Source organism: Vibrio breoganii (genome assembly GCF_001677275.1).
Lineage (GTDB): Bacteria > Pseudomonadota > Gammaproteobacteria > Enterobacterales > Vibrionaceae > Vibrio > Vibrio breoganii.
The window spans coordinates 2,694,109-2,715,779 of sequence record NZ_CP016177.1; the positions used below are offsets into that span (position 1 = coordinate 2,694,109).

At 46.7% G+C, this 21,671-nt stretch carries 10 protein-coding genes, 5 tRNA genes and 6 rRNA genes; 6 read left to right on the forward strand and 15 right to left on the reverse strand.

All coding sequences use genetic code 11. From position 1 onward, the window contains the following. The first annotated feature begins 44 nt into the window (after nt 1-44). The 3 genes from A6E01_RS12485 to A6E01_RS20955 all read left to right on the forward strand — a co-directional run bounded on the left by A6E01_RS12485 (nt 45) and on the right by A6E01_RS20955 (nt 3,284). Nucleotides 45-470: a GNAT family N-acetyltransferase gene (locus tag A6E01_RS12485; protein WP_065210309.1), complete on the forward strand. Its 426-nt coding sequence runs from the start codon at nt 45-47 to the stop codon at nt 468-470. Nucleotides 471-572: 102 nt separating this feature from the next. Next, nucleotides 573-1,913 (forward strand): CDP-diacylglycerol--serine O-phosphatidyltransferase, encoded by a 1,341-nt coding sequence (gene pssA / locus A6E01_RS12490; protein ID WP_065210310.1) that lies wholly within the window; start codon nt 573-575, stop codon nt 1,911-1,913. A gap of 335 nt (nt 1,914-2,248) precedes the next feature. Further along, a protein-coding gene (locus A6E01_RS20955) for an IS630 family transposase (RefSeq protein WP_371944777.1) occupies nt 2,249-3,284 on the forward strand; the annotation gives its coding sequence in 2 pieces (ribosomal slippage) (nt 2,249-2,715 and nt 2,714-3,284; 1,038 coding nt in all). Nucleotides 3,285-3,342: 58 nt separating this feature from the next. On the opposite strand, the gene A6E01_RS12505 is transcribed toward A6E01_RS20955, so the two are convergent. From A6E01_RS12505 to A6E01_RS12555, 11 genes are all read right to left on the reverse strand, one after another. Continuing rightward, nucleotides 3,343-3,419 (reverse strand) — tRNA-Trp (locus A6E01_RS12505). 61 nt (nt 3,420-3,480) lie between these two features. After that, nucleotides 3,481-3,557 (reverse strand) — tRNA-Asp (locus tag A6E01_RS12510). A 61-nt stretch (nt 3,558-3,618) separates the two neighbouring features. Then, nucleotides 3,619-3,734: ribosomal RNA gene (gene rrf / locus A6E01_RS12515) — 5S ribosomal RNA — on the reverse strand. Nucleotides 3,735-3,825: 91 nt separating this feature from the next. Then, nucleotides 3,826-6,714 (reverse strand): 23S ribosomal RNA (locus A6E01_RS12520). A gap of 350 nt (nt 6,715-7,064) precedes the next feature. After that, a tRNA-Ala gene (locus tag A6E01_RS12525) sits at nt 7,065-7,140 on the reverse strand. An 88-nt stretch (nt 7,141-7,228) separates the two neighbouring features. Next, nucleotides 7,229-7,305: transfer RNA gene (locus tag A6E01_RS12530), tRNA-Ile, on the reverse strand. A gap of 101 nt (nt 7,306-7,406) precedes the next feature. After that, nucleotides 7,407-8,959 (reverse strand): 16S ribosomal RNA (locus A6E01_RS12535). 396 nt (nt 8,960-9,355) lie between these two features. Then, nucleotides 9,356-9,471, reverse strand: a 5S ribosomal RNA gene (gene rrf / locus A6E01_RS12540). A gap of 91 nt (nt 9,472-9,562) precedes the next feature. Then, nucleotides 9,563-12,451 (reverse strand): 23S ribosomal RNA (locus tag A6E01_RS12545). A gap of 345 nt (nt 12,452-12,796) precedes the next feature. Next, a tRNA-Glu gene (locus A6E01_RS12550) sits at nt 12,797-12,872 on the reverse strand. Nucleotides 12,873-12,939: 67 nt separating this feature from the next. Further along, nucleotides 12,940-14,492, reverse strand: a 16S ribosomal RNA gene (locus A6E01_RS12555). Together the 16S, 23S and 5S rRNA genes with 5 tRNA genes alongside form the textbook arrangement of a ribosomal RNA operon. Nucleotides 14,493-15,120: 628 nt before the next feature. Here A6E01_RS12555 and A6E01_RS12560 point away from each other — a divergent pair. Next, nucleotides 15,121-15,600 carry an RNA recognition motif domain-containing protein gene (locus A6E01_RS12560; protein ID WP_017030151.1) on the forward strand — a complete coding sequence of 160 codons (480 nt, stop codon included), beginning with the start codon at nt 15,121-15,123 and terminating at the stop codon, nt 15,598-15,600. Here the strand turns inward: A6E01_RS12560 and murI are convergent. After that, nucleotides 15,581-16,369, reverse strand: coding sequence for a glutamate racemase (murI, locus tag A6E01_RS12565; protein WP_017030150.1), 789 nt, complete (start codon nt 16,367-16,369; stop codon nt 15,581-15,583). The two genes, A6E01_RS12560 and murI, sit on opposite strands and share 20 nt — an antisense overlap. A gap of 217 nt (nt 16,370-16,586) precedes the next feature. Here murI and trmA point away from each other — a divergent pair, with 217 nt between their 5' ends. Beyond that, entirely contained in the window at nt 16,587-17,696 is a 1,110-nt protein-coding gene (gene trmA / locus A6E01_RS12570; RefSeq protein ID WP_017030149.1) for a tRNA (uridine(54)-C5)-methyltransferase TrmA, read from the forward strand. A 33-nt stretch (nt 17,697-17,729) separates the two neighbouring features. On the opposite strand, the gene A6E01_RS12575 is transcribed toward trmA, so the two are convergent. Next, nucleotides 17,730-18,089, reverse strand: coding sequence for a YijD family membrane protein (locus tag A6E01_RS12575; protein ID WP_017030148.1), 360 nt, complete (start codon nt 18,087-18,089; stop codon nt 17,730-17,732). A 9-nt stretch (nt 18,090-18,098) separates the two neighbouring features. Continuing rightward, nucleotides 18,099-18,713, reverse strand: a complete 615-nt coding sequence (gene fabR / locus A6E01_RS12580) for an HTH-type transcriptional repressor FabR (protein ID WP_017030147.1) — start codon at nt 18,711-18,713, stop codon at nt 18,099-18,101. A gap of 176 nt (nt 18,714-18,889) precedes the next feature. Between fabR and sthA the strand changes: the two genes are divergently transcribed. Beyond that, nucleotides 18,890-20,290, forward strand: coding sequence for a Si-specific NAD(P)(+) transhydrogenase (gene sthA / locus A6E01_RS12585; RefSeq protein WP_017033045.1), 1,401 nt, complete (start codon nt 18,890-18,892; stop codon nt 20,288-20,290). A gap of 6 nt (nt 20,291-20,296) precedes the next feature. Here the strand turns inward: sthA and dinF are convergent, their stop codons facing one another. Then, nucleotides 20,297-21,664, reverse strand: a complete 1,368-nt coding sequence (dinF, locus tag A6E01_RS12590; RefSeq protein WP_017030145.1) for an MATE family efflux transporter DinF — start codon at nt 21,662-21,664, stop codon at nt 20,297-20,299. Between the last annotated feature and the right edge of the window lie 7 nt (nt 21,665-21,671).

A 21,671-nucleotide genomic window follows, 5' to 3' on the forward strand; every position in this document is an offset into this window, starting at 1 on the left:
TTTCCCTTATAATACTGGAACAAACTCAATTCCGCAGTTAATTAATGAACAGTCTGATTATCAAAGATCTGGAGCCATTGCGTTTGCCGCTCCTAAAGAAGTTATACAAGTCTCACTACCCTTCTACCAAGATAAAGGCAGGAGAGAAGATCATTGTCGCCGAGCAAAACTCAAAAATTGTAGGTGTTGTACGGTACCGTGAGGTTGATAAATGGCAGTTGCTAACCGGTATGCTGGTTGTTCCAGAAGTGCGGAATCAAGGCATTGCCTCACAGCTTTTGCGCTTTAGCCAGAAAGACATTCTGCATGACCAGGTTTTCTGTTTTGCTTATGAACACCTAGAGGAACTGTACAGCGCTCACGGATTTACAACTATTCGAGTTGAACAGCTCCCTTCTGCCTTAGCCAAGCTATATTTGCGCTACACTCAGACGGGAAAGCCACTAATTATCATGCAATATCACAGTTAACTAATTTCAAGATAATTGTTTACCAATTCATCTAGGCACTAAAGCTGCAAATTTGGTAAAATAACAGGCTAAATCAGCCCTTTACAGGACTCAATATTCATAATGGTTTTAGCTAAGAATGTCATCGATGGACTAGAAGCAGTTCCCGTTGATCCAAAAGACTTTAGAACACTTTATTCGGCTAAAGAGTTCAAAGCACAGCTATTAGAGCTTATCAAAACAGCCAAGAAGCGTATCTACATTGCCGCCTTGTATCTTGAGGACGACGAAGCAGGACGAGAGGTCTTTGGTGAGATCTACAAGGCAAAACAAGCTAATCCAGGATTAGATGTTCAGATCTGTGTAGATTGGCATAGAGCTCAACGCGGGCTGATAGGTGCTGAGTCATCTGATGGCAATGCTGCAATGTACACGAAGATGGCTGAATCTCACAAACACACAGTCCCCGTTTATGGTGTACCTGTTCGTGGTAAAGAAGTGTTCGGTGTACTGCACCTTAAAGGCTTTATCTTTGATGATACAGTTCTTTATAGTGGCGCAAGTATTAACAATATCTATCTGCACCAGCAAGAAAAGTATCGCTTTGATCGATACCACTTAATCAATAGCCCAGCAATTGCCGATGCTATGGCTAATTACATTATGGACGCACTCATTAAAAACCCTGCAGTGAACACACTGACAGAAAAAGAGCGTCCAGCAACCAAGTCATTGAAAGGTGCAATTCGTCAATTGCGAGCAAGTCTTGCAGTCACCAACTACCGCTTTGATTGTGCAGATGTTACCGAAGACAAAATCGCGATTACCCCGATTGTTGGTGTAGGTAAGCGTAGAAATCTTCTAAACATGGCGATCGTTCAATTACTACGTGATGCCAAAGATGAAATTACCATATGTACGCCTTACTTTAACTTCCCTAAAAGTGTCGCTAAGGAGCTAAAGAAAGCCCTTCGACGCGGCGTTAAAGTAACGGTTGTAGTGGGTGACAAAACTGCCAACGACTTCTTCATAGATCCCGAAGAAGAGTTTAAAACCGTTGGTGGATTACCTTATCTGTATGAGATGAATCTACGCCGTTTCTTGAAAGCGAATGAGGCGAATATTGCGTGTCGCAAGTTGGACATCCTTCTTTGGAAGCACGATGCCAATAGTTACCACTTGAAGGGGTTATGGGTCGATAAGCAAAACATGCTGCTCACCGGCAACAACCTAAACCCTAGAGCATGGAAACTGGACTTGGAAAACGCCTTATTGATCAGAGATCCACAAGGTTATTTAAAGTCGCAATTTGAGCAAGAGTTTGAAAATATCATCGAGAATACTCAGCGTATTGGAAGCTACAAACATATTGAAAAGATTGAACATTATCCTGAAGCCGTGCAGAAACTACTGCGTAAAATAACGCGCGTACAGGCTGATAGAGTCCTCAAGCAGTTGCTTTAGTACTGATGGCAGATATGTAGAATAAGAGGCTCCTATGGAAACATAGGGGCCTTTTTATTTGGTTCTAGGTTCTAAGCTTCTAGGTTCTAGGTTCTAGGTTCTAGGTTCTAGGTTCTAGGTTCTAGGTTCTAGGTTCTAGGTTCTAGGTTCTAGGTTCTAGGTTCTAGGTTCTAGGTTCTAGGTTCTAGGTTCTAGGTTCTAGGTTCTAGGTTCTAGGTTCTAGGTTCTAGGTTCTAGCAGGTAGGAATAACGTACAGATATTTTTAAGCTAGTAATACCAATTAAAGTAAAAATATGATCTAATTGAGGCTATCAAACAATTGTGAAATATTGCTATGGATAGCCTTGATAATACCGATTTCAAAAAGCTAGCGAGTCAACAAAAAACCATTCAGATGAAGGTTCGCTTACTAGCGCTTGCACACTTCAAAGAAGGTCATTCGCGAACTCAAATTGCTAAATATCTTAAAGTTAGCCGAACCAGTGTGAATAAATGGGTTAAGGTCTTTTTTGAAGAAGGCTTGGAAGGGCTTCAAGAAAAACCCCGCACAGGTAGACCTGCATATCTCAATGAGGAACAACGAAAACAACTCAGCGAATTCATACAAAAAGCAGCTGAATCACCGTCTGGAGGACGTCTTGTCGGTAGCGATATACATGACTACATCGTTGAACACTTTGATAAACACTATCACCCCAATTCCATCTATTATCTCCTCGAGCACATGGGCTTTTCTTGGATAACTTCTCGTTCAAAACACCCTAAGCAATCACAGCAAATCCAAGACGATTTTAAAAAAATTCCAAATAGAAACGATCCTTAAGATCCCCGGCCATATTGGGCTAGAACAGGTTGATGTCTGGTTTCAAGATGAGGCTAGATTTGGTCAGCAGAACACAACAACTCGTCTTTGGGCGACTCGCGGAACGAGGCCTAGAGTCGTAAAACAGCAGCAATTTGAATACGCTTATTTGTTTGGCTCTGTGTGCCCAGCAAGAGGGATCGGCGAAGCAATAGTTGTTCCTTGGGTAAACAAGGACATCATGATCAACCACCTAGAACAAATATCGAAAGCTACAGAAAAAGGTCGTCATGCAGTCGTAATAATGGATGGTGCAGGCTGGCATACGGACGACATAGCGAACCAATTTAATAACGTCAGTATCATCAAGCTTCCTCCATACTCGCCAGAGCTGAACCCTATTGAACAAGTTTGGAGCTGGTTAAGACAACATTATTTAGCAAACCAAAGTTTCACTGATTACAACGAAATTGTGTCCAAGGTTTGTCGCGCTTGGAATGGCTTTCTTGAGTGCAGAGATCGCGTCACAAAAATGTGCCAAAGAGATTGGATAGACCTGATCAGTTAATTTTCCGGATTGGTATAAAAACAAAAAGGCCTTAGCATTTCTGCTAAGGCCTTCTATATGGCAGGGGTGGAGAGATTCGAACTCCCAACACGCGGATTTGGAATCCGCTGCTCTGCCAATTGGAGCTACACCCCTAAAATTTTTCGGATTCTTAAATCTGAAAAAACCTCGCATAAAGCGAGGTCTTCAGAATAAGTGGCGGAGTGGACGGGACTCGAACCCGCGACCCCCGGCGTGACAGGCCGGTATTCTAACCAACTGAACTACCACTCCGCACCAATTTGTTATTGTCTTGAAGTCTTACTCGCGTTGCTTCAATACAATCTAATTTAAAGCCTGGCGATGTCCTACTCTCACATGGGGAAACCCCACACTACCATCGGCGCTATTATGTTTCACTTCTGAGTTCGGCATGGAATCAGGTGGGTCCACAATGCTATGGTCGCCAAGCAAATTTTAAAATTCGGAAAGCTATTATTTAAAAGTTATATCACACATTCAAAGTTCTTACTTTGAGTCCACAAAACCCCTTGGGTGTTGTATGGTTAAGCCTCACGGGCAATTAGTACAGGTTAGCTCAATGCCTCGCAGCACTTACACACCCTGCCTATCAACGTTCTAGTCTCGAACAACCCTTTAGGACACTTAAAGTGCCAGGGAAGACTCATCTCAGGGCTCGCTTCCCGCTTAGATGCTTTCAGCGGTTATCGATTCCGAACTTAGCTACCGGGCAATGCCATTGGCATGACAACCCGAACACCAGAGGTTCGTCCACTCCGGTCCTCTCGTACTAGGAGCAGCCCCCTTCAATCTTCCAACGCCCACGGCAGATAGGGACCGAACTGTCTCACGACGTTCTAAACCCAGCTCGCGTACCACTTTAAATGGCGAACAGCCATACCCTTGGGACCGACTTCAGCCCCAGGATGTGATGAGCCGACATCGAGGTGCCAAACACCGCCGTCGATATGAACTCTTGGGCGGTATCAGCCTGTTATCCCCGGAGTACCTTTTATCCGTTGAGCGATGGCCCTTCCATTCAGAACCACCGGATCACTATGACCTGCTTTCGCACCTGCTCGAATTGTCATTCTCGCAGTCAAGCGGGCTTATGCCATTGCACTAACCACACGATGTCCAACCGTGTTTAGCCCACCTTCGTGCTCCTCCGTTACTCTTTGGGAGGAGACCGCCCCAGTCAAACTACCCACCAGGCACTGTCCTCATCCCCGATAAGGGGACTAAGTTAGAACATCAACACTACAAGGGTGGTATTTCAAGGACGGCTCCAACGATACTGGCGTACCGTCTTCAAAGCCTCCCACCTATCCTACACATGTAGGGTCAATGTTCAGTGCCAAGCTGTAGTAAAGGTTCACGGGGTCTTTCCGTCTAGCCGCGGGTACACTGCATCTTCACAGCGATTTCAATTTCACTGAGTCTCGGGTGGAGACAGCGTGGCCATCATTACGCCATTCGTGCAGGTCGGAACTTACCCGACAAGGAATTTCGCTACCTTAGGACCGTTATAGTTACGGCCGCCGTTTACCGGGGCTTCGATCAAGAGCTTCGACCGAAGTCTAACCCCATCAATTAACCTTCCGGCACCGGGCAGGCGTCACACCGTATACGTCATCTTACGATTTTGCACAGTGCTGTGTTTTTAATAAACAGTTGCAGCCACCTGGTATCTGCGACTCCTAGTAGCTCCATCCGCAAGGGACTTCACCGCCAAGAGCGTACCTTCTCCCGAAGTTACGGTACCATTTTGCCTAGTTCCTTCACCCGAGTTCTCTCAAGCGCCTTGGTATTCTCTACCCGACCACCTGTGTCGGTTTGGGGTACGATTTCTTATAATCTGAAGCTTAGAGGCTTTTCCTGGAAGCATGGCATCAATGACTTCACTGCACGTAGCAGCTCGACATCGTATCTCAGCGTTGAGAAAGTCCGGATTTACCTAAACTTTCCGCCTACATACTTGAACCTGGACAACCATCGCCAGGCCCACCTAGCCTTCTCCGTCCCCCCATCGCAATTATAAGAAGTACGGGAATATTAACCCGTTTCCCATCGACTACGCCTTTCGGCCTCGCCTTAGGGGTCGACTTACCCTGCCCCGATTAACGTTGGACAGGAACCCTTGGTCTTCCGGCGAGGGGGTTTTTCACCCCCTTTATCGTTACTCATGTCAGCATTCGCACTTCTGATACGTCCAGCAGCCCTTACAGACCACCTTCAACCGCTTACAGAACGCTCCCCTACCCCGCATACAAAGTATGCAGCCGCAGCTTCGGTGTATAGCTTAGCCCCGTTACATCTTCCGCGCAGGCCGACTCGACCAGTGAGCTATTACGCTTTCTTTAAATGATGGCTGCTTCTAAGCCAACATCCTGGCTGTCTGAGCCTTCCCACATCGTTTCCCACTTAGCTATACTTTGGGACCTTAGCTGGCGGTCTGGGTTGTTTCCCTCTCCACGACGGACGTTAGCACCCGCCGTGTGTCTCCCGGATAGTACTCAATGGTATTCGGAGTTTGCAAAGGGTTGGTAAGTCGGGATGACCCCCTAGCCTTAACAGTGCTCTACCCCCATTGGTATTCGTCCGAGGCGCTACCTAAATAGCTTTCGGGGAGAACCAGCTATCTCCAGGTTTGATTGGCCTTTCACCCCTAGCCACAAGTCATCCGCTAATTTTTCAACATTAGTCGGTTCGGTCCTCCAGTTGATGTTACTCAACCTTCAACCTGCCCATGGCTAGATCACCTGGTTTCGGGTCTAATTCTAGCAACTCGACGCCCAGTTAAGACTCGGTTTCCCTACGGCTCCCCTATACGGTTAACCTTGCTACTAAAATTAAGTCGCTGACCCATTATACAAAAGGTACGCAGTCACGCTTCGAGGCGCTCCTACTGCTTGTACGTACACGGTTTCAGGTTCTATTTCACTCCCCTCACAGGGGTTCTTTTCGCCTTTCCCTCACGGTACTGGTTCACTATCGGTCAGTCAGTAGTATTTAGCCTTGGAGGATGGTCCCCCCATGTTCAAACAGGATATCACGTGTCCCGCCTTACTCGTTTTCACTTAAAATGCGTTGTCGGTTACGGGGCTATCACCCTATACTGCGAGACTTTCCAGACTCTTCACCTGACGCATTAAAAGCTTAAGGGCTAATCCAATTTCGCTCGCCGCTACTTTCGGAATCTCGGTTGATTTCTCTTCCTTCGGGTACTTAGATGTTTCAGTTCCCCGAGTTTGCCTCATTAACCTATGTATTCAGTTAATGATACGTGCTTATGCACGTGGGTTTCCCCATTCAGAAATCCCAGACTCAAATGGTTATTACTACCTAATCTGGGCTTATCGCAAGTTATTACGTCTTTCATCGCCTCTGACTGCCAAGGCATCCACCGTGTACGCTTAGTCACTTAACCATACAACCCCAAAGGGTCTTGCTTACGCAATGCAGTTGCTACGCTGCAGTATGACGTTTCCAAGGTGCGTTATCTCTTTATTATGAGCGAGATAACATTCGATTTTGCCGGACTCAAATTTGAATGCACTCTGGCAAGAGTACATTCCCAAGAACACTTGAATGTGTGTTGGTACCTACATCATAAAGACATAGGATTTGAGAACTTTTAAATTTGAACAACAATGAAATCACATTGTTGTTCGTCAGCTTTCCAAATTGTTAAAGAGCATGAATTTCTAAGCAATAAAGCTTTCGAAACCATTTTTAAAGACACTTAATTCTTAATTTAATAAGAAGTGCACTTAAAGATGGTGGAGCTATGCGGGATCGAACCGCAGACCTCCTGCGTGCAAGGCAGGCGCTCTCCCAGCTGAGCTATAGCCCCATCTTGGTATTTTTTCTTAGACCAGGAAGATTAAAAGGCCGTGTACATCAGTACACAACGAAGAATCTAACGCAGTATAAGGAAAAATTGGTGGGTCTGAGTGGACTTGAACCACCGACCTCCCGCTTATCAGGCGAGCGCTCTAACCAGCTGAGCTACAGACCCAATTTTTCACAAAACAGCACAAGTGCCATTTCGCAAAATACTCTCTTCACTTTCTAAACCGTATCAATCTGTGTGGACACTCATCGTGAGTAATCATCGTATAAGGAGGTGATCCAGCCCCAGGTTCCCCTAGGGCTACCTTGTTACGACTTCACCCCAGTCATGAACCACAAAGTGGTGAGCGTCCTCCCGAAGGTTAAACTACCCACTTCTTTTGCAGCCCACTCCCATGGTGTGACGGGCGGTGTGTACAAGGCCCGGGAACGTATTCACCGTGACATTCTGATTCACGATTACTAGCGATTCCGACTTCATGGAGTCGAGTTGCAGACTCCAATCCGGACTACGACGCACTTTTTGGGATTCGCTCACCATCGCTGGTTGGCTGCCCTCTGTATGCGCCATTGTAGCACGTGTGTAGCCCTACTCGTAAGGGCCATGATGACTTGACGTCGTCCCCACCTTCCTCCGGTTTATCACCGGCAGTCTCCCTGGAGTTCCCACCATTACGTGCTGGCAAACAAGGATAAGGGTTGCGCTCGTTGCGGGACTTAACCCAACATTTCACAACACGAGCTGACGACAGCCATGCAGCACCTGTCTCAGAGTTCCCGAAGGCACCAAAGCATCTCTGCTAAGTTCTCTGGATGTCAAGAGTAGGTAAGGTTCTTCGCGTTGCATCGAATTAAACCACATGCTCCACCGCTTGTGCGGGCCCCCGTCAATTCATTTGAGTTTTAATCTTGCGACCGTACTCCCCAGGCGGTCTACTTAACGCGTTAGCTCCGAAAGCCACGGCTCAAGGCCACAACCTCCAAGTAGACATCGTTTACGGCGTGGACTACCAGGGTATCTAATCCTGTTTGCTCCCCACGCTTTCGCATCTGAGTGTCAGTATCTGTCCAGGGGGCCGCCTTCGCCACTGGTATTCCTTCAGATCTCTACGCATTTCACCGCTACACCTGAAATTCTACCCCCCTCTACAGTACTCTAGCCTGCCAGTTTCAAATGCGGTTCCGAGGTTGAGCCCCGGGCTTTCACATCTGACTTAACAAACCACCTGCATGCGCTTTACGCCCAGTAATTCCGATTAACGCTCGCACCCTCCGTATTACCGCGGCTGCTGGCACGGAGTTAGCCGGTGCTTCTTCTGTCGCTAACGTCAAACACTAAAGCTATTAACTCTAATGCCTTCCTCACGACTGAAAGTACTTTACAACCCGAAGGCCTTCTTCATACACGCGGCATGGCTGCATCAGGCTTGCGCCCATTGTGCAATATTCCCCACTGCTGCCTCCCGTAGGAGTCTGGACCGTGTCTCAGTTCCAGTGTGGCTGATCATCCTCTCAGACCAGCTAGGGATCGTCGCCTTGGTGAGCCATTACCTCACCAACTAGCTAATCCCACCTGGGCATATCCTGAAGCGAGAGGCCCGAAGGTCCCCCTCTTTGGTCCGTAGACGTTATGCGGTATTAGCCATCGTTTCCAATGGTTATCCCCCACATCAGGGCAATTTCCCAGGCATTACTCACCCGTCCGCCGCTCGACGCCCAACAAATCACCCGAAGGGTCAATGTTGTCGTTTCCGCTCGACTTGCATGTGTTAGGCCTGCCGCCAGCGTTCAATCTGAGCCATGATCAAACTCTTCAATTAAAGTTTTGTTGAAGCTTACACTTCGGCTCAATGAATACTGACTTCAAAACTGTTCCTTACTCGAAAGTAAGAAGTAATTTTAAAGCTATTATCGTTCCAACAGAACGATAATGAATTGACTGTGCCAATGACTAAAAGTCATCGTTTTGGTCACTCAGTTCATTGATAAATCTTTTCGATTATCATCAACGAGTGCCCACACAGATTGATAGGTTTAAATTGTTAAAGAGCGCTGCTTTGAATGCCTTAGCACTTAAGCAGGACGCGTATAATACGCGACTGACTGTTAAAGTCAACATAAAACTCTAAATAAATTAGAACTTTATGGTGACTCGCTTCATTAGAAGCAAGTCTAACCTTTTGTCTTCACTTTTTAAAAAGTGAAAATAAATAGGAGCCTGGCGATGTCCTACTCTCACATGGGGAAACCCCACACTACCATCGGCGCTATTATGTTTCACTTCTGAGTTCGGCATGGAATCAGGTGGGTCCACAATGCTATGGTCGCCAAGCAAATTTTAAAATTCGGAAAGCTAATATCTAAAAGTTTTTATCACACATTCAAAGTTCTACTTTGAGTCCACAAAACCCCTTGGGTGTTGTATGGTTAAGCCTCACGGGCAATTAGTACAGGTTAGCTCAATGCCTCGCAGCACTTACACACCCTGCCTATCAACGTTCTAGTCTCGAACAACCCTTTAGGACACTTAAAGTGCCAGGGAAGACTCATCTCAGGGCTCGCTTCCCGCTTAGATGCTTTCAGCGGTTATCGATTCCGAACTTAGCTACCGGGCAATGCCATTGGCATGACAACCCGAACACCAGAGGTTCGTCCACTCCGGTCCTCTCGTACTAGGAGCAGCCCCCTTCAATCTTCCAACGCCCACGGCAGATAGGGACCGAACTGTCTCACGACGTTCTAAACCCAGCTCGCGTACCACTTTAAATGGCGAACAGCCATACCCTTGGGACCGACTTCAGCCCCAGGATGTGATGAGCCGACATCGAGGTGCCAAACACCGCCGTCGATATGAACTCTTGGGCGGTATCAGCCTGTTATCCCCGGAGTACCTTTTATCCGTTGAGCGATGGCCCTTCCATTCAGAACCACCGGATCACTATGACCTGCTTTCGCACCTGCTCGAATTGTCATTCTCGCAGTCAAGCGGGCTTATGCCATTGCACTAACCACACGATGTCCAACCGTGTTTAGCCCACCTTCGTGCTCCTCCGTTACTCTTTGGGAGGAGACCGCCCCAGTCAAACTACCCACCAGGCACTGTCCTCATCCCCGATAAGGGGACTAAGTTAGAACATCAACACTACAAGGGTGGTATTTCAAGGACGGCTCCAACGATACTGGCGTACCGTCTTCAAAGCCTCCCACCTATCCTACACATGTAGGGTCAATGTTCAGTGCCAAGCTGTAGTAAAGGTTCACGGGGTCTTTCCGTCTAGCCGCGGGTACACTGCATCTTCACAGCGATTTCAATTTCACTGAGTCTCGGGTGGAGACAGCGTGGCCATCATTACGCCATTCGTGCAGGTCGGAACTTACCCGACAAGGAATTTCGCTACCTTAGGACCGTTATAGTTACGGCCGCCGTTTACCGGGGCTTCGATCAAGAGCTTCGACCGAAGTCTAACCCCATCAATTAACCTTCCGGCACCGGGCAGGCGTCACACCGTATACGTCATCTTACGATTTTGCACAGTGCTGTGTTTTTAATAAACAGTTGCAGCCACCTGGTATCTGCGACTCCTAGTAGCTCCATCCGCAAGGGACTTCACCGCCAAGAGCGTACCTTCTCCCGAAGTTACGGTACCATTTTGCCTAGTTCCTTCACCCGAGTTCTCTCAAGCGCCTTGGTATTCTCTACCCGACCACCTGTGTCGGTTTGGGGTACGATTTCTTATAATCTGAAGCTTAGAGGCTTTTCCTGGAAGCATGGCATCAATGACTTCACTGCACGTAGCAGCTCGACATCGTATCTCAGCGTTGAGAAAGTCCGGATTTACCTAAACTTTCCGCCTACATACTTGAACCTGGACAACCATCGCCAGGCCCACCTAGCCTTCTCCGTCCCCCCATCGCAATTATAAGAAGTACGGGAATATTAACCCGTTTCCCATCGACTACGCCTTTCGGCCTCGCCTTAGGGGTCGACTTACCCTGCCCCGATTAACGTTGGACAGGAACCCTTGGTCTTCCGGCGAGGGGGTTTTTCACCCCCTTTATCGTTACTCATGTCAGCATTCGCACTTCTGATACGTCCAGCAGCCCTTACAGACCACCTTCAACCGCTTACAGAACGCTCCCCTACCCCGCATACAAAGTATGCAGCCGCAGCTTCGGTGTATAGCTTAGCCCCGTTACATCTTCCGCGCAGGCCGACTCGACCAGTGAGCTATTACGCTTTCTTTAAATGATGGCTGCTTCTAAGCCAACATCCTGGCTGTCTGAGCCTTCCCACATCGTTTCCCACTTAGCTATACTTTGGGACCTTAGCTGGCGGTCTGGGTTGTTTCCCTCTCCACGACGGACGTTAGCACCCGCCGTGTGTCTCCCGGATAGTACTCAATGGTATTCGGAGTTTGCAAAGGGTTGGTAAGTCGGGATGACCCCCTAGCCTTAACAGTGCTCTACCCCCATTGGTATTCGTCCGAGGCGCTACCTAAATAGCTTTCGGGGAGAACCAGCTATCTCCAGGTTTGATTGGCCTTTCACCCCTAGCCACAAGTCATCCGCTAATTTTTCAACATTAGTCGGTTCGGTCCTCCAGTTGATGTTACTCAACCTTCAACCTGCCCATGGCTAGATCACCTGGTTTCGGGTCTAATTCTAGCAACTCGACGCCCAGTTAAGACTCGGTTTCCCTACGGCTCCCCTATACGGTTAACCTTGCTACTAAAATTAAGTCGCTGACCCATTATACAAAAGGTACGCAGTCACGCTTCGAGGCGCTCCTACTGCTTGTACGTACACGGTTTCAGGTTCTATTTCACTCCCCTCACAGGGGTTCTTTTCGCCTTTCCCTCACGGTACTGGTTCACTATCGGTCAGTCAGTAGTATTTAGCCTTGGAGGATGGTCCCCCCATGTTCAAACAGGATATCACGTGTCCCGCCTTACTCGTTTTCACTTAAAATGCGTTGTCGGTTACGGGGCTATCACCCTATACTGCGAGACTTTCCAGACTCTTCACCTGACGCATTAAAAGCTTAAGGGCTAATCCAATTTCGCTCGCCGCTACTTTCGGAATCTCGGTTGATTTCTCTTCCTTCGGGTACTTAGATGTTTCAGTTCCCCGAGTTTGCCTCATTAACCTATGTATTCAGTTAATGATACGTGCTTATGCACGTGGGTTTCCCCATTCAGAAATCCCAGACTCAAATGGTTATTACTACCTAATCTGGGCTTATCGCAAGTTATTACGTCTTTCATCGCCTCTGACTGCCAAGGCATCCACCGTGTACGCTTAGTCACTTAACCATACAACCCCAAAGGGTCTTGCTTAACGCAATGCAGTTGCTACGCTGCAGTATGACGTTTCCAAGGTGCGTTATCTCTTTATTATGAGCGAGATAACATTCGATTTTGCCGGACTCAAATTTGAATGCACTCTGGCAAGAGTACATTCCCAAGAACACTTGAATGTGTGTTGGTACCTACATCAATAAAGACATAGGATTTGAGAACTTTTAAATTTGATAAATAATGAAATCACATTATTTATCGTCAGCTTTCCAAATTGTTAAAGAGCATGTTTATTTCCTAAAAAGGAAAAAACCATTTTTAAAGACACTTATTTTCTTAAGAAGAAAATGCGTTTAAAGATGGTATCCCGTAGGGGAGTCGAACCCCTGTTACCGCCGTGAAAGGGCGGTGTCCTAGGCCTCTAGACGAACGGGACATAGGCATCTCTTAACTTTTTAAACCATATCAATCTGTGTGGACACTCATCGTGAGTAATCATCGTATAAGGAGGTGATCCAGCCCCAGGTTCCCCTAGGGCTACCTTGTTACGACTTCACCCCAGTCATGAACCACAAAGTGGTGAGCGTCCTCCCGAAGGTTAAACTACCCACTTCTTTTGCAGCCCACTCCCATGGTGTGACGGGCGGTGTGTACAAGGCCCGGGAACGTATTCACCGTGACATTCTGATTCACGATTACTAGCGATTCCGACTTCATGGAGTCGAGTTGCAGACTCCAATCCGGACTACGACGCACTTTTTGGGATTCGCTCACCATCGCTGGTTGGCTGCCCTCTGTATGCGCCATTGTAGCACGTGTGTAGCCCTACTCGTAAGGGCCATGATGACTTGACGTCGTCCCCACCTTCCTCCGGTTTATCACCGGCAGTCTCCCTGGAGTTCCCACCATTACGTGCTGGCAAACAAGGATAAGGGTTGCGCTCGTTGCGGGACTTAACCCAACATTTCACAACACGAGCTGACGACAGCCATGCAGCACCTGTCTCAGAGTTCCCGAAGGCACCAAAGCATCTCTGCTAAGTTCTCTGGATGTCAAGAGTAGGTAAGGTTCTTCGCGTTGCATCGAATTAAACCACATGCTCCACCGCTTGTGCGGGCCCCCGTCAATTCATTTGAGTTTTAATCTTGCGACCGTACTCCCCAGGCGGTCTACTTAACGCGTTAGCTCCGAAAGCCACGGCTCAAGGCCACAACCTCCAAGTAGACATCGTTTACGGCGTGGACTACCAGGGTATCTAATCCTGTTTGCTCCCCACGCTTTCGCATCTGAGTGTCAGTATCTGTCCAGGGGGCCGCCTTCGCCACTGGTATTCCTTCAGATCTCTACGCATTTCACCGCTACACCTGAAATTCTACCCCCCTCTACAGTACTCTAGCCTGCCAGTTTCAAATGCGGTTCCGAGGTTGAGCCCCGGGCTTTCACATCTGACTTAACAAACCACCTGCATGCGCTTTACGCCCAGTAATTCCGATTAACGCTCGCACCCTCCGTATTACCGCGGCTGCTGGCACGGAGTTAGCCGGTGCTTCTTCTGTCGCTAACGTCAAACGATGAAGCTATTAACTTCAACGCCTTCCTCACGACTGAAAGTACTTTACAACCCGAAGGCCTTCTTCATACACGCGGCATGGCTGCATCAGGCTTGCGCCCATTGTGCAATATTCCCCACTGCTGCCTCCCGTAGGAGTCTGGACCGTGTCTCAGTTCCAGTGTGGCTGATCATCCTCTCAGACCAGCTAGGGATCGTCGCCTTGGTGAGCCATTACCTCACCAACTAGCTAATCCCACCTGGGCATATCCTGAAGCGAGAGGCCCGAAGGTCCCCCTCTTTGGTCCGTAGACGTTATGCGGTATTAGCCATCGTTTCCAATGGTTATCCCCCACATCAGGGCAATTTCCCAGGCATTACTCACCCGTCCGCCGCTCGACGCCCAACAAATCACCCGAAGGGTCAATGTTGTCGTTTCCGCTCGACTTGCATGTGTTAGGCCTGCCGCCAGCGTTCAATCTGAGCCATGATCAAACTCTTCAATTAAAGTTTTGTTGAAGCTTTCGCTTCGGCTCAATGAATACTGACTTCAAAACTGTTCCTTACTCGAAAGTAAGAAGTAATTTTAAAGCTATTATCATTCCAACAGAATGATAATGAATTGACTGTGCCAATGACTAAAAGTCATCGTTTTGGTCACTCAGTTCATTGATAAATCTTTTCGATTATCATCAACGAGTGCCCACACAGATTGATAGGTCTAAATTGTTAAAGAGCGTTGCTTTTCGATGATTCCTTTGTGAGGAGCCTCTCAAGCGGACGGCCATTCTAGCGATTTGAACCTCAGTGTCAAACACTTTTTGAATTTAATTTTCTAAGAGAAGTTAAACTCAATTGGGTTCGGCTAGGTAGCCTACTGAACTACTGCGAAGCGTTTCCGCTGTTGCCGTGTCAGTGGGGCGCATTATAGAGATGCTCGTCACATTGGCAAGGGCTTTTTTAAAGTTTTATTTCAAGTGTTCACAAAACCATCAAAAACGGTTTTTGCGACATATTAGACGTGATCAGAGGATAAAATTGGAAAAATTATTGTGGCTTGCGTAATATCTATGTGTCTGTTTTGTTAATGAATTTCACATCCATCAATTCACCAATATATAGTGATAAGCGAATTATGAACTCAAACAAGTCTCTATTGATTGTCATCATCCTTGCAGTAGCTGGTTTTGCACTTGTGTCTCTGTTGTCTATACCGTCTGGTATTGCTTTCTGTTTAGGCGTTGTATCAACTGCTTTAATCTTATGGCAGAAACCTGCTAGTACTGCTTCAAGCTCTAAACCTTCTTATTCATCTTCCTCTTCATCCACACCCGCTTTGAGCGATGAGAATACGACCTTATATGTAGGCAACCTTTCCTACAAAGCGAGTGAGTCTCATGTCAAAGAGTTATTTGAAGAATACGGCACTGTTTATAGCGTGCGTCTAATGAAAGATAAGCGAACGGGTAAGCGTCGTGGCTTTGGGTTTGTCGAAGTAGAGAACGACGATGCTGATGCTATGATCACATCTCTTAATGAGCATGAGTATATGCAAAGAACGATTAAGGTCCGTGTCGCCAATGAACCTAAGCACCCTACAGCGGCTGAATCTTAATCTCGGAAAAACCTAACTCAGTAAAAGAAGATTGTAGCGCGGATCTGGAATACGGCTCCGCGCTACAATACACATCGTAGCTCAGTTTATTGCTAAAACGAGTCACTGAGACCTCATTAAGTAAGAACTCGACCCTCCTTGATATCGCATCACCTGAATCCACTAGCGTCACTTCATTACCCAAGACCTGACAAATCTCACTTCTTAATAGTGGGAAATGGGTACACCCTAATACAGCAACATCAATATTCCCCTTCAAAGGCTGTAGAACCTGCTCTAGCACAGTAAGGTCAACATCAATCCCTCTGAGCTTTTGTTCGGCCATATCCACCAGCTCAGTAGTCCCTATCATTTTGACGTCTTTGTCTTTAGCAAAGTCTTTTATTAAATCATGGGTGTATTCTCTAGTTACCGTAGCTGGAGTAGCAATAAGACCAACACCCAGATTGGCTCTTTGCGAAGCAGGCTTAATAGCGGGGACAACACCGACGATGGGAATAGAGAACTTCTCTCTTAATCTAGGAAGGACCACTGTACTTGCGGTATTACACGCAATCACGACTAAAGAGATGCTTTGAGTCTCAATGAAGTGCTGCACGTAGTGCTCCACTCGATCAACTAACTCTTCTTGTGCCAACTCCCCATAAGGGTATGCCTGGTTATCAAATGCATAGGTAACACTCACCCACGGAAGCCTTGCCTTTATGTCTTTAAATACAGAAATGCCACCCACTCCGGAGTCAAACATTAAGATTCTTGTTTCAGGCATTGGCGCTCTTTGTCAGGTTTGGATTATTAATGGGAGGCTACTCTATCAAAATACACGACATAGTTAAGTCATCTAATATTATAACGAAGTAAAAATTACAGCACTGTTTTATGTGCAGACAACTATTATTGAATCAAATATCTAGTGCACACAATCTATACTCCGACGGCTGATGAGTATAGAATCTGCGCCTCTTGTTTCAAGTCAGGAAAAGTGAATGGCCAACCCAAATGTAAACTCTGAGTCTTATCAGGTGCAGTTAGACGATAAAACCGCACGTCTGCAAGAGATGTTTAGCGAATATACGATGCCATCATTAGAGGTTTTCACTTCTGATGAACAGCATTACCGAATGCGAGCAGAGTTCCGCGTTTGGCACGAAGGTGAAGACCTGTACTACGTGATGTTTAATCAAGAGACACGCGAAAAATACCGTGTTGACCAATTTCCTGTTGCAAGCCGCTTGATCAATGACTTGATGCCACTTCTGGTTGAAGCAGTAAAAGAGCACGACGTACTTCGTCATAAGCTTTTCCAAGTAGATTTCCTTTCTACACTTAGCGGTGAAATCCTAATTTCACTTCTTTATCACAAGCAACTTAATGATGAGTGGCAAGAAAGAGCGAAGGCACTTAAGCAACGCCTCAATGATGAAGGGTTTAATCTAAACCTTATCGGTAGAGCAAGGAAGATGAAGGTTGTCCTTGATAGAGACTACGTTATTGAGAAGCTAAATGTGTTTGGTAAAACGTACACTTATCAGCAAGTCGAGAATAGCTTCACCCAGCCTAACGGTCGCGTTGCAGAAAAAATGCTGGAATGGGCGGTAGATTGCACCAAGGAATCTAAGGGTGACTTGTTAGAGCTCTATTGTGGTAATGGCAACTTCTCGCTGGCATTAGCTCAAAACTTTAATCGCGTATTGGCAACAGAGCTGGCTAAGCCCTCTGTAGATTCAGCGCAATACAACATCAAGGCGAATGAAATCGACAATGTGCAGATTATACGTATGTCTGCCGAAGATTTTACCGACGCAATGGAAGGCAAGCGTGAGTTCCGTCGCCTTAAGCAGGCCAATGTTGACCTAAGCAGTTACGACTGTAATACCATCTTTGTTGATCCACCGCGTTCAGGTATGGATGAAGGCACGTGTCGTATGGTTCAAGGATACGAGCGTATTCTGTACATTTCTTGTAACCCAGATACGCTTAAAGATAATCTCGAGATTCTATCGGAAACGCACAACATTACTCGTTATGCGCTATTTGACCAGTTCCCATATACTCACCATATGGAAATGGGAATAATGCTTGAGCGTAAAGCCTAACCAATAAAAAAGAGCGGATATCCGCTCTTTTTTTTATCTTCCTAGATAACCTAGCTTTCTTCCTACCCACACGAGTAGTAGCAAGGTAAAGATAATTGAAAAGAAGTTTGAGCCCGCTTCTGGATACTGCGCCTTTAGAAATGCGCCATGCCCAAAGAAACCAATAAAGAAGCTACCTAACCCTAGTAATGGGAAGTCCTCATCGACCGGCTTATTTAAGTAGTTCTGATAAATCACTTGGACGGCGAGCACCAAGCAGATTAACGGGAAAATTGAAAAGGAATAACCTGGTACGGATAGAGAAGACAGCAAGGCACTGCCACTCATCCCGCAAACCAGTGCTAACAAAAGTGACTTTTTATCCGAAGCCAATGCTTCTTTCTTATCTGTCATAAAATCCTCTTAATCATTCTTGTTTTGAAATTGATTCATAGCGTGGCCACCCAAAGAGATCATTCGTACTTGATCAACCAATCTTTGTCTGTGAGCCGCGCGTTGATTGGGTTCGATATCTAGAAACTCCGCACCAGAGCTAAATACAAGAGTAACAATTGCGTCAGCCTGTAGCGACGCTATCTTTCGTGGTAATTGCTGAGCATTGAGGTAGTCGGCTAATTCAGCACTGAAGAACTGAATCTCTCGCGCTACCGCAGCACGAAACTCTTCAGACGTACCTGAGCGTTCACGTAGCAAGAGTCTAAAGATATCAGGGTTAGTCTCAATAAATTCAACAAACGTCTCTATTGAAGTTTGTATCACACTTCGGTCTGGTTGAATCCTTTCGCGGGCTCTACGCATCAACTGTCGTAGCAGCAAACCCGCTTCATCCACCATAACAATACCGAGCTGGTCCATATCATCAAAGTGTCGATAAAAAGACGTTGGTGCAATACCCGCCTCTCTAGCTACTTCCCGAAGGCTCATGCTAGAAAAGCTTCGGCCAGCAGATAACTGTCCAAACGCTGAGTCGATAATCGCTCTTCTGGTTTTTTGTTTTTGCTCTGCCCTAACGCCCATATTCCATTCATACTCTTTTTGACCTGCCCCAATAAAACATAACTGCTTCTCTATTTGCAAACTCTCCCGCCCCACAAAGTGATCTTTATTGTGAGACTGACCACTTAGTCACCACTAACTGATTTACCAATGGCAACAAAGGTTTAAAATGCCATTAACAAAACAAGGAGGTTTCAGTGAGTTCTTCATCGCATTTTGATGTAATCGTAATTGGTAGTGGCCCTGGAGGCGAAGGTGCTGCTATGGGATTAACCAAGGCTGGCTTCAATGTTGCTATTATTGAGAAAGAGAAAAGTGTCGGAGGCGGATGTACTCATTGGGGTACGATTCCATCCAAAGCACTAAGGCACGCCGTTAGCCGCTTCATTGAATTCAATAACAACCCACTCTTTTGTAAAAACAACCGCAGCTTAGATGCCAGTTTTGATGACATCTTAGATCATGCCAAAACCGTCATCGACAAACAGACCACGCTAAGGCAAGGATTCTACGACAGAAACCAATGCACACTGATCTTTGGCGAGGCTAAGTTCTCCGATGCTCATAGTGTAAGAGTCACTGGTGAAGATGGACGTGTTAAGCAATATACCGCTGACCGATTCGTGATTGCGACGGGTTCACGCCCTTATCATCCAACCAACGTAGACTTTAACCACCAGCGTATCTATGACAGTGACTCAATATTGTCTCTACATCATCAACCAAGACACATCATCATTTATGGTGCTGGGGTTATCGGATGTGAATACGCCTCTATATTCCGCGGTCTAGGCGTCAAGACAGACCTTATCAACACTCGCGATCAACTGCTCTCCTTCCTAGATAAAGAGATCTCTGATGCACTCTCTTATCATTTTGGTAGTAATGGTGTAGTGATTCGCAACGGTGAGTCATTCGCCGAAATAGAAGGCACAGATGACGGTGTTATCGTACACCTAGAATCGGGTAAGAAAATGCGAGCTGATTGCTTGCTGTATGCGAATGGTCGAACGGGTAATACAGACACTCTCAACTTAGATGTCACGGGCTTATCTGCCGATTCACGCGGTCAGTTGAAGATCAATAGTAACTACCAAACCGATGTTGAGCATATCTACGCGGTTGGTGATGTGATTGGATACCCAAGCTTAGCCAGTGCTGCCTATGACCAAGGTCGCTTTGTCGCGAAAGCGATTGCCGAGGGTGAGGCGACTCAACGACTGATTGAGGATATCCCTACAGGTATTTACACCATTCCAGAGATCAGCTCTGTCGGAAAAACGGAGCAAGAACTTACCGCCGCAAAAGTGCCGTATGAGGTAGGGCGAGCTTCCTTTAAGCACCTCGCACGCGCTCAGATTTCAGGTAAAGACATTGGCAGTTTGAAGATCCTCTTCCATAGAGAAACCAAAGAGATATTAGGTATCCACTGCTTTGGTGAAAGGGCCGCTGAGATTATTCATATCGGTCAAGCCATCATGGAGCAACCTGGACCTGCAAATAGCATCGACTATTTTGTGAACACCACCTTCAACTACCCCACTATGGCGGAAGCCTACCGAGTTGCGGCTCTGAATGGATTGAATCGTTTATTCTAATAACGGTTAAGCATGGGCAGTTTCTAGGAACTGCCCTTTTTTCCACAAGCGAACAAATACCCAAGCCAATGTAGCGCCGCGCATCGCCATAAAGCCCAGCATGGCAATCCACAGGCTGTGATTCTCAAGATGGGCAAAGCCAAAATAAAGTGCGAAGAACACTAGCGCTGCAACAAACATGCTATTTCGCATTTCCTTACCGCGCGTTGCACCAATGAATATGCCATCAAACAGATAACACCACATGGACACAATAGGCATAATGGCTAACCATGCTAAGTACTCATCGGCCGTCTCCCTGACGCTATCGATATCGCTAATCAAGCCAACAATGATATGGCCACCAGCACCAAACAATAAGGCAAACCCACAGCAGATGATCAGTCCCCAGAAGAAGGTACCTAGAATCGAAAGAGACAATTCCTTCTTACTTTTCGCCCCTATGGCTTTCCCTACCATCGCCTCTATGGCATAAGCAAAGCCGTCCATTGCATAAGAGACCATTAAGACCAAACTCATCAACACTGCATTCGCGGCCACAACATCGTCACCAAAGTTTGCGCCTTGAAATGTCATAAATGCCAGCACAGCTTGCAGGCATAAGGAGCGTAAGAATATATCTCGGTTTAAACGAACAAAGCGTGATAAGCCGGTGAACAATTTATTTATACCCAAAGAGAGTATCTGCTTAGAGCTCAAGGATACGGCACTACCCCAAATCTTATGGCAAAAGTAAATACCCACTAACGCACCCGTGTAGTCAGCAATAACAGAAGCAGAAGCGGCGCCCGCGACACCATAGTCAAGAACCACCACAAACAGGACATCCAATGCGATATTTGTAACATTGGTAATAATGACCATCCACATGGGTGCTTTTGCGTTTTGATTTCCTAACAGCCATCCAAGTAACACAAAGTTGACCATTGCGGCCGGAGCACTCCAAGCCCTGATGGTGAAATACTCATTCGCGTAGAACTGAACTTGTTCACTGGCATCACTGAAGCTTAAGGCTAGGTTGATAATCCCTCGGTGTAAGACCAAAAAGATCAGTGCAAAGGCCAGCGCCATAAAAATGCCTTGCAGTAGCACCAGAGCCAACTTTCGTGGGTTCTCTGCCCCCTTTGCCTGTGCTGATAAGCCAGTTGTCGACATACGTAGAAAACCAAACAGCCAAAACACCATGCTGATCATTGTGCTTCCTAAGGCAACACCCCCCAGATACCAAGAATGATCCAAGTGACCGACCACGGCGGCATCGACTAACCCCAATAGAGGTACAGTGATATTAGACAAAACCATAGGTATCGCTAAGGCGAGTATTCTCTTGTGCAGACTGAGATCCATCAGCGAGCGGACAACGGGGTTTTGCATGACCATC

Excerpts from the sequence above, each read along its gene's own strand:
- pssA (WP_065210310.1), top strand. The coding sequence starts at position 573 with ATGGTTTTAGCTAAGAATGTCATCGATGGACTAGAAGCAGTTCCCGTT.
- fabR (WP_017030147.1), bottom strand. The coding sequence starts at position 18,713 with ATGGGCGTTAGGGCAGAGCAAAAACAAAAAACCAGAAGAGCGATTATC.
- A6E01_RS12485 (WP_065210309.1), top strand. The coding sequence starts at position 45 with ATGAACAGTCTGATTATCAAAGATCTGGAGCCATTGCGTTTGCCGCTC.
- dinF (WP_017030145.1), bottom strand. The coding sequence starts at position 21,664 with ATGCAAAACCCCGTTGTCCGCTCGCTGATGGATCTCAGTCTGCACAAG.
- murI (WP_017030150.1), bottom strand. The coding sequence starts at position 16,369 with ATGCCTGAAACAAGAATCTTAATGTTTGACTCCGGAGTGGGTGGCATT.
- A6E01_RS12575 (WP_017030148.1), bottom strand. The coding sequence starts at position 18,089 with ATGACAGATAAGAAAGAAGCATTGGCTTCGGATAAAAAGTCACTTTTG.
- A6E01_RS12560 (WP_017030151.1), top strand. The coding sequence starts at position 15,121 with ATGAACTCAAACAAGTCTCTATTGATTGTCATCATCCTTGCAGTAGCT.
- trmA (WP_017030149.1), top strand. The coding sequence starts at position 16,587 with ATGGCCAACCCAAATGTAAACTCTGAGTCTTATCAGGTGCAGTTAGAC.